At 70.8% G+C, this 16,372-nt stretch carries 17 protein-coding genes and 1 pseudogene; 10 read left to right on the forward strand and 8 right to left on the reverse strand.

All coding sequences use genetic code 11. The annotated features are described in order from the left end of the window. Window positions 1-21: 21 nt before the first annotated feature. Window positions 22-657 carry an LON peptidase substrate-binding domain-containing protein gene (locus E1P53_RS16230; RefSeq protein ID WP_131734917.1) on the reverse strand — a complete coding sequence of 212 codons (636 nt, stop codon included), beginning with the start codon at window positions 655-657 and terminating at the stop codon, window positions 22-24. Between the two features lie 52 nt (window positions 658-709). Beyond that, on the reverse strand, window positions 710-1,018 hold the full coding sequence (locus E1P53_RS16235) for an antibiotic biosynthesis monooxygenase family protein (protein ID WP_006899022.1): 309 nt from the start codon (window positions 1,016-1,018) through the stop codon (window positions 710-712). A gap of 92 nt (window positions 1,019-1,110) precedes the next feature. On the opposite strand from E1P53_RS16235, the gene E1P53_RS16240 reads away from it, so the two are divergent. Beyond that, complete coding sequence (locus E1P53_RS16240) at window positions 1,111-1,938, forward strand: alpha/beta fold hydrolase (protein ID WP_131734918.1); 828 nt, start codon at window positions 1,111-1,113, stop codon at window positions 1,936-1,938. 79 nt (window positions 1,939-2,017) lie between these two features. Here the strand turns inward: E1P53_RS16240 and E1P53_RS16245 are convergent, their stop codons facing one another. Both E1P53_RS16245 and E1P53_RS16250 read right to left on the reverse strand, forming a co-directional pair. Then, window positions 2,018-3,019, reverse strand: coding sequence for a hypothetical protein (locus E1P53_RS16245; RefSeq protein WP_131734919.1), 1,002 nt, complete (start codon window positions 3,017-3,019; stop codon window positions 2,018-2,020). A gap of 97 nt (window positions 3,020-3,116) precedes the next feature. After that, complete coding sequence (locus E1P53_RS16250) at window positions 3,117-4,010, reverse strand: iron-sulfur binding domain-containing protein (RefSeq protein ID WP_131734920.1); 894 nt, start codon at window positions 4,008-4,010, stop codon at window positions 3,117-3,119. Here E1P53_RS16250 and E1P53_RS16255 point away from each other — a divergent pair. Further along, window positions 4,009-4,658 (forward strand): annotated as a pseudogene (locus tag E1P53_RS16255) (carbonic anhydrase). The gene E1P53_RS16250 and the pseudogene E1P53_RS16255 overlap by 2 nt on opposite strands. 126 nt (window positions 4,659-4,784) lie before the next feature. After that, a complete protein-coding gene (locus tag E1P53_RS16260) occupies window positions 4,785-5,549 on the forward strand; it encodes a hypothetical protein (RefSeq protein WP_131734921.1) in 765 nt (254 codons plus the stop codon). Window positions 5,550-5,656: 107 nt separating this feature from the next. Here the strand turns inward: E1P53_RS16260 and disA are convergent, their stop codons facing one another. After that, window positions 5,657-6,742, reverse strand: a complete 1,086-nt coding sequence (disA, locus tag E1P53_RS16265) for a DNA integrity scanning diadenylate cyclase DisA (RefSeq protein WP_109238156.1) — start codon at window positions 6,740-6,742, stop codon at window positions 5,657-5,659. Between the two features lie 106 nt (window positions 6,743-6,848). On the opposite strand from disA, the gene E1P53_RS16270 reads away from it, so the two are divergent. Next, window positions 6,849-7,379, forward strand: a complete 531-nt coding sequence (locus E1P53_RS16270) for a PaaI family thioesterase (protein WP_131735362.1) — start codon at window positions 6,849-6,851, stop codon at window positions 7,377-7,379. Between the two features lie 59 nt (window positions 7,380-7,438). On the opposite strand, the gene radA is transcribed toward E1P53_RS16270, so the two are convergent. Beyond that, entirely contained in the window at window positions 7,439-8,824 is a 1,386-nt protein-coding gene (gene radA / locus E1P53_RS16275; protein WP_131734922.1) for a DNA repair protein RadA, read from the reverse strand. A gap of 135 nt (window positions 8,825-8,959) precedes the next feature. Next, window positions 8,960-9,682 (reverse strand): copper chaperone PCu(A)C domain-containing protein, encoded by a 723-nt coding sequence (locus tag E1P53_RS16280; RefSeq protein WP_109238298.1) that lies wholly within the window; start codon window positions 9,680-9,682, stop codon window positions 8,960-8,962. 324 nt (window positions 9,683-10,006) lie between these two features. On the opposite strand from E1P53_RS16280, the gene E1P53_RS16285 reads away from it, so the two are divergent. The 6 genes from E1P53_RS16285 (at window position 10,007) to rlmB (ending at window position 15,539) form a co-directional block, all read left to right on the forward strand. Then, entirely contained in the window at window positions 10,007-10,495 is a 489-nt protein-coding gene (locus E1P53_RS16285; RefSeq protein WP_006899032.1) for a CarD family transcriptional regulator, read from the forward strand. A 32-nt stretch (window positions 10,496-10,527) separates the two neighbouring features. Next, the gene (gene ispD / locus E1P53_RS16290; protein WP_131734923.1) at window positions 10,528-11,241 is read left to right on the forward strand and encodes a 2-C-methyl-D-erythritol 4-phosphate cytidylyltransferase; all 714 of its coding nucleotides are present in this window, start codon (window positions 10,528-10,530) and stop codon (window positions 11,239-11,241) included. Beyond that, window positions 11,238-11,702 carry a 2-C-methyl-D-erythritol 2,4-cyclodiphosphate synthase gene (gene ispF / locus E1P53_RS16295; RefSeq protein ID WP_109238154.1) on the forward strand — a complete coding sequence of 155 codons (465 nt, stop codon included), beginning with the start codon at window positions 11,238-11,240 and terminating at the stop codon, window positions 11,700-11,702. Before ispD ends, ispF begins: the two co-directional genes overlap by 4 nt. An 81-nt stretch (window positions 11,703-11,783) precedes the next feature. Further along, a complete protein-coding gene (locus tag E1P53_RS16300) occupies window positions 11,784-13,118 on the forward strand; it encodes a condensation domain-containing protein (RefSeq protein ID WP_131734924.1) in 1,335 nt (444 codons plus the stop codon). 82 nt (window positions 13,119-13,200) lie between these two features. Then, window positions 13,201-14,592, forward strand: a complete 1,392-nt coding sequence (gene cysS, locus E1P53_RS16305) for a cysteine--tRNA ligase (protein WP_109238152.1) — start codon at window positions 13,201-13,203, stop codon at window positions 14,590-14,592. Next, window positions 14,592-15,539: a 23S rRNA (guanosine(2251)-2'-O)-methyltransferase RlmB gene (gene rlmB / locus E1P53_RS16310; RefSeq protein ID WP_006899037.1), complete on the forward strand. Its 948-nt coding sequence runs from the start codon at window positions 14,592-14,594 to the stop codon at window positions 15,537-15,539. The genes cysS and rlmB overlap by 1 nt, the downstream gene beginning before the upstream one ends. 21 nt (window positions 15,540-15,560) lie before the next feature. Here the strand turns inward: rlmB and E1P53_RS16315 are convergent, their stop codons facing one another. Then, window positions 15,561-16,334, reverse strand: a complete 774-nt coding sequence (locus E1P53_RS16315; protein WP_131734925.1) for a LamB/YcsF family protein — start codon at window positions 16,332-16,334, stop codon at window positions 15,561-15,563. Between the last annotated feature and the right edge of the window lie 38 nt (window positions 16,335-16,372).

Genomic DNA, 16,372 nt, shown 5'->3' on the forward strand with positions numbered 1-16,372 from the left:
GCCAGGGGTGGGTGCCGCCGATCAGCTCCCGCCGAAGGCCGCCCGTGCTTCCAGGCCCTCCACGACGTCGTCGAGGACGTCCAGTTGTGCGGCTGGGTCGGCGGCCTCGAGAAGGCGTTGCTGATCGTGGGGCTCGATCCGGAGTCGATTGGCCCAGCGGTAGATCGGCGAGACGTCGGCCACCAGGGGATCGGCGTCGACGATGTCGAGCGCGGCGAAGACGGCGTCGGCGTCCTTGCCCGCCGCCTCGAGGATCCCGCGCAGGACGACGCGCAGGCGCCGGTCGATCTCGTGCAGCCGCTCGAGGTGGGCGTCGGACAGTGCAGGCTCCGCGAGCACCTCGATCCGGGCCCGGGGATAGGGGTCGTCCGGAAGCCATTCGACGACCCGGAAACGGGAGGTGCCGGTGCCGGCCAGCAGCGCCCTGCCGTCGGGCAGCCGATCGGTGACGTCGGCGAGCACCAGGGTGCCCGCGTCGCATCGCACCTCTCCGCCGCCGACCTCGGGACCGCGGGCGATCAGCACCACCCCGAACCGCACCACCGGTCGCCCGTCGGACTCCGCCATGAGGTCGCCCACCATCTGCCGGTACCGGGGCTCGAAGACGCGCAGCGGCACCTCGCCACCCGGTAGCACGGCGGTGCCGAGCGGGAACATCGGCGAGACGAACTGCTCGCCGGCCGGGACGGACGGGTTCAGGGCTTGTCCGTCAGGCCTTGGGGCGTGCGTCGAGCACGACCTCGAACTCCAGCAGATCGGCGCCCGTCGCAACCGGCTTCGCGCGCTCGCCGGCGTGTGCCTCCCGGGCCGGCCCGCCCGCCCATGCCTGGAAGTCCTCTTCGGTCTCCCACTGGGTCACGACGAAGTACCGGTCGTCGCCCTTGACCGGGCGCAGCAGCTGGAAGCCGAGGAATCCCTTGGAGCCGTCGACCGAGCCGGCGCGGTTGGCGAACCGCTTCTCCAGCTCGGGGCCGGCGCCCTCGGGGACGGTGATTGCGTTGATCTTCACGACAGCCATGAGTCCACCTTATGCGCTGGGAGGGCGGTCGGGCCGGGAGTCGGCACGGCATTGCGGGGCCCGGTCGTTGCCGGCCGCTACAGTGACACCCCATGGTCGAGACCCAGGCGATCGGCGAGATCGGGCTGCGTGACCACGGCGGCCCGGTGATCACCGACGACAACCGAGGAGCGCCGCCGAGCGGGCTGCCTGTCCGACCGATCGTGCTGCTGCACGGTCTGATGGGCCGCGGGCGCACCTGGCGACGCCAGGTCCCGTGGCTGCGACGCTACGGGCGGGTCTTCACCTACGACGCGGCGTTCCACATGGGCGCGGACTTCCCGGAGCCCGACGATCCGGCCGAGCTGTGCACCGAGCGGTTCGTCGCCGATCTCGCCGAGATCCTCACCTGGATCGACCAGGGGCCGGCGATCCTCATCGGGCACTCGATGGGGGCGCTGCACGGATGGTGCACGGCCGCCGCATATCCCGAACTCGTCGCGGCGCTCGTGGTCGAGGACATGGCCCCCGATTTCCGCGGGCGCACAACCGCGAACTGGACGCCGTGGTTCGAATCCTGGCCTGAGCGATTCGATTCCGTGGATGAGGCGGTCGAGATGTTCGGTCCGGTCGCCGGCCGGTACTTCTACGAGGCCTTCGACGACGGGCGGCTCCACGGGCGAATCCCGGTGTGGTCGGCGATCGCCGAGGAGTGGGGCACCCGCCATTTCTGGGAGCAGTGGGAGGCGGTCTCGGTGCCGACGCTGGTCATCGAGGCCGAGTACACCGTCGCCCCGCCCGGGCAGATGCGAAAGATGTGCGCGCTCAACGAGAATGCCCAGTACCTGCACGTCGCCGGTGCCGGGCACCTCGTCCACGACGATGCGCCGCACGTCTACCGCGGCGCGGTGGAGGCGTTCCTCTCTGGTCTGGAGATCTGAACGGACCGGGCCACCGGCCAACATGATTCGGGGCGCACACGACGGATCGTGTGCGCCCCGAGTGGATTTGCCGGTGGTGTCAGTTCGGGTCGGCCGGAGCGATGGGTGCTCCGTTGAGGCGGCGCCAGCAGTGCACCAGGAACAGCTGGGCGACCGGGGCCGACACGATCAGTCCGACGTAGCAGACGAGAGCGCCGACGAGATTGATCACGTAGGTCACCAGCAGCGTGATGATCGAATCGCCGACCTTCGACTTGGTGAGCTCGAAGGACGCCTTCATCGCGTCGATTGGCGAGAGTCCCTTGTCGATGGTCGCGACCACCGAGAACATCAGGAAGAACAGGGCGAGGAGGCCCGGGATGATGCAGAGCACGTAGCCGATGCCGGTGGCCAGGGCGACGAGGATCGCGGTGCCCACGACGGCACCGAAGCGGATCGGGGTCAGAAACGACGCCGCGGTGACGGGTTCGCCGTTGGCGACGCGGACCGCGCCGGAGGTGATCGACGCCTGCACGTACAGGAGGCCGAGGATCAGCACGATGTACAGCACGATCATCAGGAACAGCCCGCCGGCGCCGAGGGTGGTCTCCTCCACAGTGACGCCATTGCTGAGATACACGGTTTCGGTGCTGCCGAAGAGCGCGACGCCCCAGATGGCCAGCGCGCCCACGACGAGCGCGAGGACGAAGACCACCAGGCCGGGCAGGATCATCGCGCCGACGTTGTTCTTGAACTTGTTGAACGCCCAGGAGAACGCCTCGCCCACGTCGACCTTGGTGCCGGCGGCGCCGGGCGGAACGGCTCCGCCGGGGTATCCACCGTACTGCGGGGCGCCGTACTGCGGGTTGCCGGGAGGCGGCGGGGGCGGTGCCTGACCGTATTGCGGCTGACCATATCCGGGCTGCTGACCGTACTGCGGCGGCTGCTGACCGTACTGGGGAGGCTGCTGGCCGTAGGGCGGCGGGGTCGACGGCTTGTTGAGATCTGGCTGCTGCCCGTACTGGGGCGGCTGCTGGCCGGATTGGTCGCCCGGCTGGTCCGGGTCCGACGGAGGGACAGGAGGATACGGCGGCTGGCTCATGGACGGGGACATTAGCAACGATCGTCGACCGGCGGGAGCCCATACCCGAATGATCGAATGACTCACCGGCGTCGCCGGTGCGCCGGGACGCGAGGTCTCAGGCCTCGCCGGCGAGACAGTATCGGCCGTCGGAGGTGAGCTCGACGAGGCCGTCGACGAGCAGCGAATCGAGGGCGCGATCGCGCTGCGCGGTGTCCTTCGTCCACACGACGTCGAGCTTCTCTCGCTCGACCGCGCCGGTCGAGCCGCGCAGGACGTCGAGCAGCAACCCGCGGACCTGGCGGTCGGTGCCGGCGAACTTCTGGGTGCGTCGCGGCGGCCCCAGATGAGCGGGCCGGCCCAGGCGGACCCACGTGCACTCGGTCAGCGGGCAGTTGTCGCACTTGGGGTTTCGTGCCGTGCAGACCAGTGCGCCCAGCTCCATCAGGGCCGCGGAGAACCGGGGCGCGGTCTCGGCGTACCCGCCGTCGGGGCGTCTCGGCAGCAGAGCCTCGGCGTCGGCGAGATCGCGCCGGGAGGGATTGCCCGGATGCTCGCGGCCGTGCACGGCCCGCGCGATCACTCGTCGGACATTGGTGTCGACGACGGGAACCGCTCGGCCGTAGGCGAAGCACGCCACCGCGCGGGCGGTGTAGTCCCCGATCCCGGGCAGCGTCAGCATCGTCTCGACGTCGTCGGGCACCCGGTCGGCGTGTTCGCTCGCGAGGACCTTGGCACATTCGTGCAGGCGCAGCGCGCGGCGCGGGTATCCGAGCTTGCCCCAGGCGCGCACGACCTCGCCCGGAGTCGAGGCGGCCATCGCCGAGGGGACCGGCCAGCGCTCCACCCAGGCGCGCCACGGCTCCAGGACCCGGGACACCGGGGTCTGCTGCAGCATGATCTCGCTGATGAGGATGTGCCACGCGGTGCACGACGGATCACGCCACGGCAGATCGCGTTCATGGGTATCGAACCAACCGAGCAAAGTGGCTGGTGGCACACTATTGAGCATGATCGGTATGACACCCCGCCAGGCCTGGCGCGTTCTGCGTGACGGCAACGAGCGATTCGTCACGGGCGAGTCCCAACATCCCAGCCAGGGTATCGAGGACCGCGAGCGCCTCGTCGGGGGCAGCACCCCCATGTGGTGTTGTTCGGCTGCGCGGACTCCCGCCTGGCCGCCGAGATCATCTTCGACCAGGGTCTCGGCGACATGTTCGTCGTCCGGACCGCGGGACACGTGATCGACTCCGCCGTGCTCGGTTCGCTCGAGTACGCCGTCGAGGTGCTCGAGGTCCCGCTCATCGTGCTGCTCGGCCACGACAGCTGCGGCGCGGTGAAGGCCACCCTCGACGCCCTCGACGAGCTGCAGATCCCGGGCGGGTACATCCGCGACGTCGTCGAGCGCGTGGCGCCGTCGATCCTCGCCGGCCGCAGCGAGGGCCTGTCGCGGGTGGACGAGTTCGAGGCGCGCCACGTGGTCGAGACCGGCCGCCTGCTCATGCAGCGCAGCCGGATCGTCGCCGACCGCATCGCCACCGGCAAGCTCGCCATCGTGGGGCTGACCTACAAGCTCAGCGACGGCCGGGTCAATCTCGAGTCGGTCTACGGCGACATCGGCGAGAAGCCGTCGGCGAGCGTCCGGGTGCAGAGCGCCTGAGCCTGGGCCGGGCGGCCAAACCTGAAGGCGAACTCTAGACTTTGCCTGCTCGGAGGTGGTTTTCCGGCGCGACACGCCGTGTCGTGATCAACCGGAAGTCAAGATCCGGCCGTTAGCGTTGTGTTCGTGATCGAACCCCAGGGCCCACTGCCACCCGAGATCTACTGGCGACGCCGCATCGTCGCCGCGGGTGGCGCCGTGGTCATCGTGGGGCTGGTCGTCGCGCTGATCGTCTGGCTCACCGGCAACGGCGGTGAGGAACCGCAGAACACCGCGTCCACCGCGTCGGCGTCGACCAGCGCCGCCCCGTCGTCGGAACCCGCGCCCGAGTCCGAACCGCCCGCCGGCGGCGCCGGTGCAGGAGGGTCCGGCGGAGGTGCGCCCGCAGGTGGGGGAGCGCCCGGCGGAGCACCAGCCTCCACCCCGGTCCCGCCGCAGTCGGCGGACCCGGCCGGCGCCGCAGGCGGCCCGCCCGGGCCCAACCTGTGCCCGGACCAGGCGATCTCGGTGGTGCTCTACACCGACAAGCCGACCTACACGGTCGGCCAGCAGCCGGTCTTCACCATCGTCACCACCAACGCCGGTCTCTCGGAGTGCACGCGCGACGTGGGCAAGGCCGCCCAGAACGTGATCGTGCGGACCCTCGACGGTGCGCGCACCCTGTGGTCGGCGCGCGACTGTTCCCCGATCAACACGGTCGACAACGTGGTCCTCAAGCCTGCTCAGCAGGTGAAGGACACGATCACCTGGTCGGGCACCACCAGCAGCCCGGGTTGTGAGCGTCCGCGCACCCAGGTGCCGCCCGGCTCCTACTCGGCCATCGGCAAGATGGGCGAGCGCGAGTCGTTCCCGATCACGTTCAACTTCGTGGCGCCCGCCGAGCAGCCCTGATCCCCGGTGTTCCCGGGTCGGTCACCTCGGCCCGGGGACGTCCTGCCGACGGTGCTGCCGTGCCCTGCGGGTGCAGAAAAGCGGTGCGGTGTCCGGGACGGACGGTTCTAGTCGTACCGCTCGATGCTGGTCTCGGCGAGCCGTGACAGCCCCTCGCGGATGTGGCGCGCCCAGATGCTGCCGATGCCCTCGACGGCCTGCAGGTCCGCCGACGTGCTGGCCAGCAGCGCCTGGAGCGTTCCGAAGCTGCGGACGAGCCGGTCCACGTGGGCGAACTGCAGCCGCGAGATGCGGGCGAGCAGCCGGTAGCCGCGCGGGCTCATCGCGGTGTCCTGCGCCTCGATCGTCGTCGGGTATCCGAAGGCTCCGGCCAGCTGGGTGAGGTCGAGGAGGTCGGCGTCGCTGAGCTCCTCGATCGCCTCGAGTGCCTGGCGCACGTCCTCGGTGGTCGCCGGCTCGGGGCTGGCGTAGTAATCGCGGACGAGGAGCTCGCGCATCGTGTCGTTGTCGCTGATGAGCTCCTCGAGCTGGAGGCTGACCTGGCGGCCGTTGGTGCCGAGCTCCAGGACATACTCCTCGATCTCGACCGACACGCGACGGACCATCTCCATGCGCTGGGCGGCGGTCATCGCATCGCGCAGCAGCACGTAGTCCTCGATCTCGGCCCGCGAGAGCGCCGCGATCACCTCGTCGAGGCGGACCTTGTAGCGCTCGAGCGTCGCCAGGGCGACGTTCGCGCGTGACAGGATCGGGTCGGGGCTCTCGACGACGCGCCGGACGCCGTCCACGTAGACGCTGACGATGGACATCGACGCGCTCACCGAGATGACCGGGTGCCCGGTCTGGATGGCGGTGCGCTCGGCGTTGCGGTGGCGGGTGCCGGACTCCTCGGTCGGGATCGACGGATCGGGGACCAGTTGGACGTTCGCGCGCACGATCCGCTTGCCGTCGGTGGACAGCACGACTGCTCCGTCCATCTTCGCCAGCTCCCGCAGTCGGGTGGGGGCGAACTCGACGTCGAGATGGAAGCCGCCGTCGCAGATCTTCTCCACGTCGGAGTCATGGCCGAGCACGATGAGCGCGCCGGTGCCGCCGCGCAGGATGCGCTCGAGCCCGTCGCGCAGCGGCGTGCCCGGCGCGACGCGCGCCAGCGTCTCGCGCATGAGGTCGGACTTCATCGCCTCGGTGACCATGTCTTCCCTTCTGGCAACCGGAGCGTGTCCGGAGGACGACGCCCCGCGGCGCCGGTCGGCACAACGGTGACTAGGGTACCGGGGTGTGAAGAGCAGCAGTTTCGTGGTGCCCGAGGAGCTCGACGAGCTCGTGCGCCACCCGAAGACGTCCCGCCCCGGGGAGCCGATGCGCCCGCACAACATGGTGTGCTTCGGATGCGGCGAGCAGTCGCCGCGGGGCCTGCACCTCGAGATGTTCGCGGGTGAGGGTTTCAGCGTCGTCGCAGAGATGCCCGTCGAGCATTGGATGGAGGGCGGGCCCGGCGTGATCCACGGCGGCATCCTCTGCAGCGCCTTCGACGACGTCATGGGGATGACGCCGCGCCTGATCGGCCCGGCGGCGGTCACGGTGCATCTCCAGGTCGACTTCATGCGACCCATCCCGGTCGGCGAGACGCTACACCTGCGCGCGGAGATCCTCGGCAAGCAGGGGCGCAAGATCTACACCGAAGGCGTTGCGCACCTTGGTGATCCGACCACGCCGGTGGCCCGCGCCCACGGCATCTTCGTGACCATCGACGCGCGCAAGCATTTCGCCGAGCACGTCGAGCGCAGCGCCAGGGCCGACGAGTTCAAGGCGGGCAAGCCCCAGCTCTGAGCGATCCTCGACTCGCGGCCGGGTGCCCTCCGCTCGGCCGACCCCGGTCGCGGCGCCCCTCAGAAGGGGGCGTCGATCGGCGTCGAGTCCCGTAGATGCACTGCGTCGCCGAGGGTGGCGACCCGGAGGACCCGGATGCCCTTCGGCAGGACCTCGTCGGTCGCGGCCGGGATGATCGCCTCCCGGAAGCCGAGCCGCTTCGCCTCCGCCAGGCGCCGCGCGACCCCCGACACCCGCCGGATCTCACCGCCGAGGCCGACCTCGCCGACGACCACCGTGGACTGCGGGATGGGCTTGTTGGTGAGCGTGGAGTAGACGGCGAGCGCGATCGCGAGGTCGGCGGCCGGCTCGGTGACCTTCATGCCGCCCACGGTGGACAGGTACACCTCCGACTTGGCGATCTCTCTGCGTCCGGCGCGCGCCTGCAGCACCGCGAGGACCATCGAGACCCGGTTCATGTCGAGACCGGACACCGCGCGGCGCGGGATGTTCATCTCGGTGGAGTTGGCCAGTGCCTGGATCTCGCCGACGAGTGCGCGCTTGCCGTCCATGGTCACCAGCGTGACGCTGCCGCTGACATCCGAATCACGCTGGTGCAGAAAGATTCCCGACGGATCGGGCACCTGGTGGATGCCGTCGTCGCGTTGCTCGAAGCAGCCGACCTCGTCGGCGGCGCCGAAGCGGTTCTTCACCCCGCGCACCATGCGCAGCGTGGAGTGCTTGTCGCCCTCGAACGCCAGCACCACGTCCACGAGGTGCTCGAGGGAACGGGGCCCGGCGACCGAGCCCTCCTTGGTGACGTGGCCGACCAGGATGACCGCGATGCCCCGGTTCTTCGCCAGCGACACCAGCGCGGTGGTCACCGCGCGGATCTGGGTGACGCCGCCGGTCACGCCGTCGGTTCCGGTGGCGACCACGGTCTGCACCGAGTCGACGATCATCAGCGACGGCCGTACCGAGTCCACATGGCCGAGGATCGTCGCGAGGTCGGTCTCGGCGGCCAGATAGACGTTCGGGTGCACCGCGCCGGTGCGTTCGGCGCGCATGCGGACCTGCCCGGCCGACTCCTCGCCGGTGATGTACAGCGCGACGCGGTCCTTCGCGGCCCAGTGCTTGACGGTCTCGAGCAGCAGCGTCGACTTGCCGACGCCGGGTTCGCCCGCGAGGAGGATGACCGATCCGGGGACGACGCCCCGGCCGAGCACGCGGTCGAGCTCGCCGATCCCCGTCGGGACGGCGGCGGTGGACTCGGCGTCGACCTCGGTGATGCGCAGCGCGGGGCTCGACGGGGCGACGGCGGCCGTCGCGCGTGACGATGCCGACGCCGGGATGGCCGCGACCTCGTCGATCGTGCCCCACTCGCTGCATTCGGGGCAGCGTCCGACCCATTTGGCGACCTGATGGCCGCAGCCCGTGCAGCGGTATGTCGATCTGGCTCTGGCCACCCGGTCAGAGTAGGCGTCGGCACCGACAGGATCGAACCGGGCCGACACGGGCGGGTACGGCGCGGACCGTCCGGCGAAAAGAGGACGAGGCCCGGCAGATGCCGGACCTCGTCCTCGGTCTTCGTGGGGTGTCGGTCAGTGGCCGCCGCCCTCGCCGTGCTCGTCCCCGCTGTGGTCGTGGCCGTCGTCGGGGCTGTGGCCCTCCGAGCCGTGGCCGCCCTCGCCGTGCTCCTGGTTGTAGAACGTCGGCTCCGCGTTGCGCGGGACGTCCTGACGCGCGAGCTTGGCGCCGGCGTCGACCGGGGTGACGACGGTGACCTCACCGGCGTCGACCCACTTGCCGTTCTCCTTCTTCTCGAAGGCGAAGGTCAGCTTGGTGGTGAGGCCCGCGGCGACGGTCTTGCCAGCGTCGGTGAGCTCGGCGGTGATCTTCTGCTCGGCCGGGGCCGCGCCGACCGGGGTGCCGCCGCGCAGGGCCTGGCCCGGCGCGATCACGCGGGCTTCGGCGTCGGCGCCCTCGGTGAACTCGATCGTGCCCTTCTCCGGCTTGATCGACTTGAGGCGGTAGGAGTCGACCTGGTCGCTGTTGGCGATGACGAACGCGACCTCGAAGGGCCCGCCGTTGCCGAACACGGTCGGGGCGTCCTTCTCGGGGTAGAGGATCTGCACGTCACGCAGCTGCAGTGCGTCGATGTTCACGTTCGCGCCGTTCACCGCGGGCAGCTGGTTTGCGGTCTGCGAGACTTGCCCCGCACCGCAACCGGTGGTGCCCAGGGCGACGGCGATGCCGATCGTGGCAACGGCGGTGGCCAGACGCGATGGCCGGACCGCCGACCGCCGTGCGGATGATGGAAGCACTGACACCCGATCCTCCCAGGTCATACGAAGTCGAATTGCAGCGCGCGAAACCCTGCACTACGCAGCGTAGTGGGCGCGGAGCGGAAAAGTCCGCCGGGGTCCCGATTCGGCACCGCGTGGCGCCTCGGCGGGGTGCCGCGGGAGTCCGCCGCGGGCCCTGTCCCGCGGCCCGGTTTGCGTGACCCGCGACACGCTGCTACGGAACCCCCGCCCACCTCGGAAGAGCGTGTGCTGCAACCGGTTCACCGCCGTGACCTGCACCGTTGGGTGGGGCACTCGGAACGCCCGTGCTAGACTGGGATCACTCGAAAGGGGCAAGGAACATTGAATTTCAAAGTTGGCGACACCGTCGTTTACCCCCATCACGGTGCTGCTCGGGTCGAGGACATCGTGACCCGGACCATCAAGGGTGAGCAGATCGAATACCTTGTTCTCAAGGTTGCCGACGGTGACATGACCGTTCAGATTCCCTCCTCGAAGTTGGAATATGTGGGCGTCCGCGACGTGGTCGGGCAAGAGGGTCTCGATCAGGTGTTCCAGGTGCTGCGGGCCCCGCACACCGAAGAGCCGACCAACTGGGCGCGGCGGTTCAAGGCGAACCAGGAGAAGCTGATCTCCGGCGACATCATCAAGGTTGCGGAGATCGTCCGCGATCTCTGGCGCCGTGAGCAGGACCGCGGACTCTCGGCCGGTGAGAAGCGCATGCTGACCCGCGCCCGTCGCGTCCTCGTCGACGAGCTGTCGCTCGCGCAGAACACCGACGACGAGAAGGCTGCCAGCATTCTCGACGAGGTTCTCGCCGCCGCCTCCTGATCGGGTCCGCCTGGATCAGGAAAGAACACACAGTGACCACCACGCCGGAGAGTTCCGGCGCAGGAGTCTGCGTCATCATCCCGGCCGCCGGGTCGGGCACCCGACTCGGCGAGCCGGTGCCGAAGGCGTTCGTCGACGTGTGCGGCCGGACGATCATCGAACGATGCGTCGACAACATCCCGGAATCCCTGGATGCGTCGATCGTCGTCGTGGTGCCGGCCGACCTCGTCGACCGTGCGCGTGAGCTGTTGCCGGACGTCACGATCGTGCCCGGTGGCGCTCATCGGTCGGAATCGGTGCGTGCCGGGATCGCCGCGGCCGACGCCGCCGACATCCTCCTCGTCCACGACGCGGCGCGGCCACTCACGCCTGCGCACGTCTTCACCCGGGTCGTCGAGGCGGTCGCCTCCGGACACCCCGCGGTCGTCCCCGGCCTCCCCGTGGCCGACACGCTCAAGCAGGTCGTCGCCTCCGACGAGGGCCTCGAACGCGTCGAGCGCACCGTCGATCGAGAACCGCTGCGCGCCGTCCAGACGCCTCAGGGATTCACCCGGGAGGCGCTGCTGCGCGCCCACGCCGACGACTCCGGTCTCGCCACCGACGACGCCGGCCTGGCCGAGCGCTGCGGCATCGACGTCCATGTCGTCCCTGGAGACCCCCTCGCCATGAAGATCACCACCCCGTGGGACCTGAAGATCATCCGCGACGTCGTGTCGGAGAGCGCCGAGGCAGGGGAGCGGCGATGAGGGTCGGCATCGGAACCGACGCCCACCGGGTCGACGAGTCCGCGGAGTGCTGGATGGTCGGTCTGCACTTCCCGGGCGAGGCCGGATGCGAAGGCCATTCCGACGGTGACGTCGGCGCCCACGCCCTGTGTGACGCCGTCCTCTCGGCCGCCGGTCTCGGCGACGTCGGCTCGGTCTTCGGGACCGGCCGGCCGGAATGGGAGGGCGTCTCCGGCGTCGCCATGCTCCGGCACGTCGCCGAGCTGATCGCTGCCGAGAACCTCCGTGTGGTGAACGCCGCGGTCCAGGTCATCGGCAACCGTCCCAAGATCGGTCCGCGTCGCGCCGAGGCCCAGGACGTCCTGTCGGCGGCGCTCGGCGGTCCCGTCTCGGTGTCGGCGACCACGACCGACGGCCTCGGCATGACCGGCCGCGGCGAGGGCATCGCCGCCGTCGCCACCGCACTCCTTGACGACCTGTGAGCGTCGCGTGAGGATTTCACCCGCCGCTGTGCTCACCACCGACGTTGCCCGCGCGTCGGCGGCGGGACCCGACGCGCGGCGATGAAGCTCTCGAGTTCGGAATCGTGGGAGGTCGAGCCCGGCGACCTCGTTCGGTGGCGTCCGGTTCCGGTCGGTGAGGCGGAGGGGACGAGCACCCCGATCTCGGAGAGCGAACGATTCCACCTCGCCGCGGTGGCCGCCGGCCAGCCCGGCTGGATGGCGCTGACGCTGGACTTTCCGGAGTCGCTCGACCCGGACCGGCTCGGAGCGGTCGTCGGCGAGGTCGTCGGCCGTCATGACGTGCTGCGCGGCCACTACGTGCGCACGCCCGACTCCGGTTTCGCCCGCCTGCTCCACCCCGCGGCCGCCGTCGAGGCCGGCGTGCACGAGGCGTGCCCAGACCGCGACGCACGGGACCTCGGGGCCCGGCTCGCGCGCGAGATCAGCGAGACTTGCGACCCGTTCGGGCCGCTGCCGCACTTCCTGGCCGCTGTCATCCGGCCCGACAGCACGACCCTGATCTGCGCCTTCGACCACTGCTACGTCGACGCACGCTCGTTGTCTCTGCTGACGTGGGAGATCTGCGAGCTGACGGCCGGACGCGGACTGCCGCCCGCCGAGTCGGGACTCGATGCCCTACGCCGGATGGCGGAGGTGGAGGCTTCGGTACCGCCCGACGATCCCCGCGTCGCCGACTGGGGGAGGTTCCTGGCGGCCGCCGGCTGGCGTGTGCCGGAGTTCCCGCTCGACCTCGGCGTGGCCACCGGTGCCGCGCTCCCGGTGGGCACGATGGTCCGGACCCTGCTGTCGGCGGAGGACGCGACGCGGTTCTCCGCGACGGTCCGCGGGGTCGGCGCCCGCACCTACCCGGCGCTGCTCAGCTGCGCGGGCAAGGCGATCCGGGCCGTCGGCGGCCCGCGGGAGGTGGCGACGGTGGTCCCGGCCGGCACCGGGGCGGGACCGGGGTGTGTCTGCTGGTCGGTGGGCAATGCTCCGCTGCTGATCTGGTCGGACGGCGACCTCGCGCCCGCCATGACCCGCAACACCGACCGCCTCGCGAACGCCCTGCCGCTGGCCGGGATCGGGCTGACGCCGGTCTTCGCGGCCTACGGAGACCGCCTGCGGCCGAGCCGCAACGACGTCTTCATGATGTCCTACGTCGACTACACGCGGGTGCCGGCGCCCGCGGGCGAGGTGACGGTCCGGCAGGTGTCGTGCCAGAAGCCGACCGACACCGCGCAGTGGTGGTTCTGGCGCGACGAGGACGGCATCCACGTCCGCGTCCGCTACCCGGACACCGAGCGTGCCGTGCAGGTGCTCGCCGGGACCCTCGACGAGATGACCGCCCTGGTCGGGTCGGTTCTGCGCGCGGGCGGTTCCGCCGGCGGCCCGTGAGGTCGCCTGGGCCGGACGGAGCCGCCGAGGGCGTGCCTCGTGTGGGCGGTCGTCGGATCCCGGTCCGGTAGGATGGCCGGTCGTGACCCTGCGCCTGTATGACACCAGCTCCCGAGAGGTGCGCGACTTCGTGCCGCTGCGCCCAGGCCAGGCGACGGTGTACCTCTGTGGCGCCACGGTGCAGGGGGTTCCCCACATCGGACACGTCCGCAGCGGCATCGCCTTCGACATCCTCCGTCGCTGGCTGGCCCACAAGGGCCTCGACGTCTTGTTCGTCCGCAACGTGACCGACATCGACGACAAGATCCTCCGCAAGGCCGCCGAGGCCGGCCGTCCCTGGTGGGAGTGGGCCGCGACCCACGAGCGGGCCTTCGACGACGCCTATCGCGCGCTCGGCGTGCTGCCGCCGTCCGGCGAGCCGCGGGCCACCGGCTTCGTCACGCAGATGGTCGAGTACATGGAGCGCCTGATCGAGCGGGGCCACGCCTACACCGCCGACGGGAACGTCTACTTCGACGTGCGCAGCCTGCCCGACTACGGCGCGCTCTCCGGGCACAAGCTCGAGGACGTGCACCAGGGCGAGAGCGCCGGCACCGGCAAGCGCGACCACCGCGACTTCACGCTGTGGAAGGCCGCCAAGCCCGGCGAGCCATCCTGGCCCACCCCGTGGGGCCGCGGACGGCCCGGCTGGCACCTCGAGTGCTCGGCGATGGCGACCAGCCTCCTCGGCGCCGAGTTCGACATCCATTGCGGCGGCATGGATCTGGTCTTCCCGCACCACGAGAACGAGATCGCGCAGGCGCACGGCGCGGGCGACGCGTTCGCGCGCTACTGGCTGCACAACGGCTGGGTCACCATGGGTGGCGAGAAGATGAGCAAGTCGCTCGGCAACGTGGTGTCGATCCCCGCGATGCTCGAACGCGTCCGTGCCGTGGAACTGCGCTACTACCTCGGCAGCGCCCACTACCGTTCGATGCTCGAGTACTCCCCGGGCGCGCTCACCGAGGCCGCCGCCGGCTACCGGCGCGTCGAGTCGTTCCTGCAGCGCGTCTCCTCGCGGGTGGGCGAGGTGGCTGTCGGCGAGATCGACCCGGCCTTCGGCGAGGCGCTCGACGACGACCTCGGTGTGCCGGCCGCGCTGGCCGTCGTGCACAACGTCGTCCGCGAGGGCAACACCGCGCTCGAGGGCGGTGACGGCGCGGCCGCGCTGGCCGCGGCGTCGAGCGTGCGCGCGATGATGGGCATCCTCGGCGTCGACCCGCTCGACGCGCAGTGGGCGACCGCCGGCGACGAGTCGGCCGCGACCGCGGCGCTCGACGTGCTGGTGCGCGCGGAACTGCAACGGCGCGCCGAGGCGCGCGCGGCCAAGGACTGGGCCACCGCCGACGCGGTGCGCGACCGCCTGGCCGAGGCCGGTATCGAGGTGACCGACACCCCGGACGGTGCACAGTGGGCATTGAAGGGTGAGGCCTGATGGCAGGTAATTCCAAGCGCCGCGGCGCGGTACGCAAGTCCGGGACCAAGAAGGGTCAGGTCGTCGGCTCCGGCGGCCAGCGCCGGCGCGGCCTCGAGGGGCGCGGGGCGACCCCCAAGGCGGTCGACCGTCCGTACCATCCCGCGCACAAGCGGGCCAAGGCCGCATCCAAGGCGAAGACCACCCGTCCGCGGGCCAAAGAGGACGGCCCCGAGTACGTCCTCGGACGCAATCCCGTCGTCGAATGCCTGCGCGCCGAGGTGCCCGCGACGGCGCTCTATCTGGTGGCCAGCACCGAGCCCGACGAGCGGATCGCCGAGGCCGTCAAGCTCGCCGCCGACCAGGGGATCTCGATCCTCGAGGTCGCCAAGCCCGAACTCGACCGCATCTCGACCAACGGCATGCACCAGGGCATCGCACTGCAGGTCCCGGAGTACGAGTACGCCCACCCCGACGACCTGATGGCCGACGCCCAGGCCAGCGGCACGCCGCCGCTCCTGGTGGCGCTCGACAACATCACCGACCCGCGCAATCTCGGCGCGGTGATCCGCTCGGTGGCGGCCTTCGGCGGGCACGGCGTGGTGATCCCCGCGCGGCGCAGCGCGAGCGTGACCGCGGTCGCGTGGCGCACGAGCGCCGGGGCGGCGGCACGTCTTCCGGTCGCGCGGGCCACCAACCTCAACCGCACGCTCAAGGAGTGGGCCGAGACGGGCGCCCAGCTCGTCGGCCTCGACGCCGACGGGGACGTGTCCCTCGACGACTACGACGGCACCGGCCCGACCGTGATCGTCGTCGGCTCGGAGGGCAAGGGCCTCTCCCGCCTGGTCCGCGAGAACTGCGACTCGATCCTGTCGATCCCGATGGCCGGCGAGGTCGAGAGCCTCAACGCATCGGTGGCCGCGGGTGTGGTGCTCGCCGAGTTCGCCCGCCAGCGTCGGCAGCGGTAGGTCACGCGGAGGCGCTGCGGCTCAGCGCTTTCCGGGCGCCGAGGGCTCCAGCACGACACCGGCCGCGGCGAGCGCCTCGCGGACGGCCCGGGCGTGTTCGACGGCGCCCGGGGTGTCGCCGTGCAGGCAGATGGAGTCGGCGGAGACGTCGATGACCGAGCCGTCGATCGCGCGCAGCCTGCCCGACGTCGCGAGATCGACCACGCGACGGGCGATCTCGTCGCTGTCGGACAGGACCGCACCGGGTTGGGTGCGCGGGACGAGAATGCCCTCCGGGGTGTAGGCGCGGTCGGCGAAGGCCTCGACGATGATCGGCAGGCCGGCGCGTTCGGCCCGGGCGAGGACCTCCGAGTTCGGCAGCCCCATCACCGCCAGCCCGGGGTCCACGTCGCGGATCGCGGTGATCACCGCGGTCGCCTGCTGCTCGTGGTGGACCACCGTGTTGTACAGTGCCCCATGCGGTTTCACGTAGGACACGGTGCCGCCGACCGACTTCGCGATCGCCTCGAGCGCGCCGATCTGGTAGACGAGGTCGGCGATCAGGTCGTGCGAGGTCATCTCCATGAACCGGCGGCCGAAGCCCGCGCGGTCCGGATAGGACACCTGCGCCCCGATGCGCACGCCCTTCTCGACCGCGGCCCGGCAGGTCGCCAGCAACTCGGCCGGCGTCCCGGCGTGGAAGCCGCAGGCCACGTTGGCGGAGGTCACGATCGTCAGCATCGACTCGTCGTCGCCGACGCCCTCGCCGAGGTCGGCGTTGAGGTCGATGACGGCGTGCGCCCGGTCGGCGGTCATGGCTCACATTCTAGGTCCGGCCGCGACGGCCCCTGCAG

Source organism: Gordonia paraffinivorans, from assembly GCF_900683595.1.
GTDB lineage: Bacteria > Actinomycetota > Actinomycetes > Mycobacteriales > Mycobacteriaceae > Gordonia > Gordonia paraffinivorans.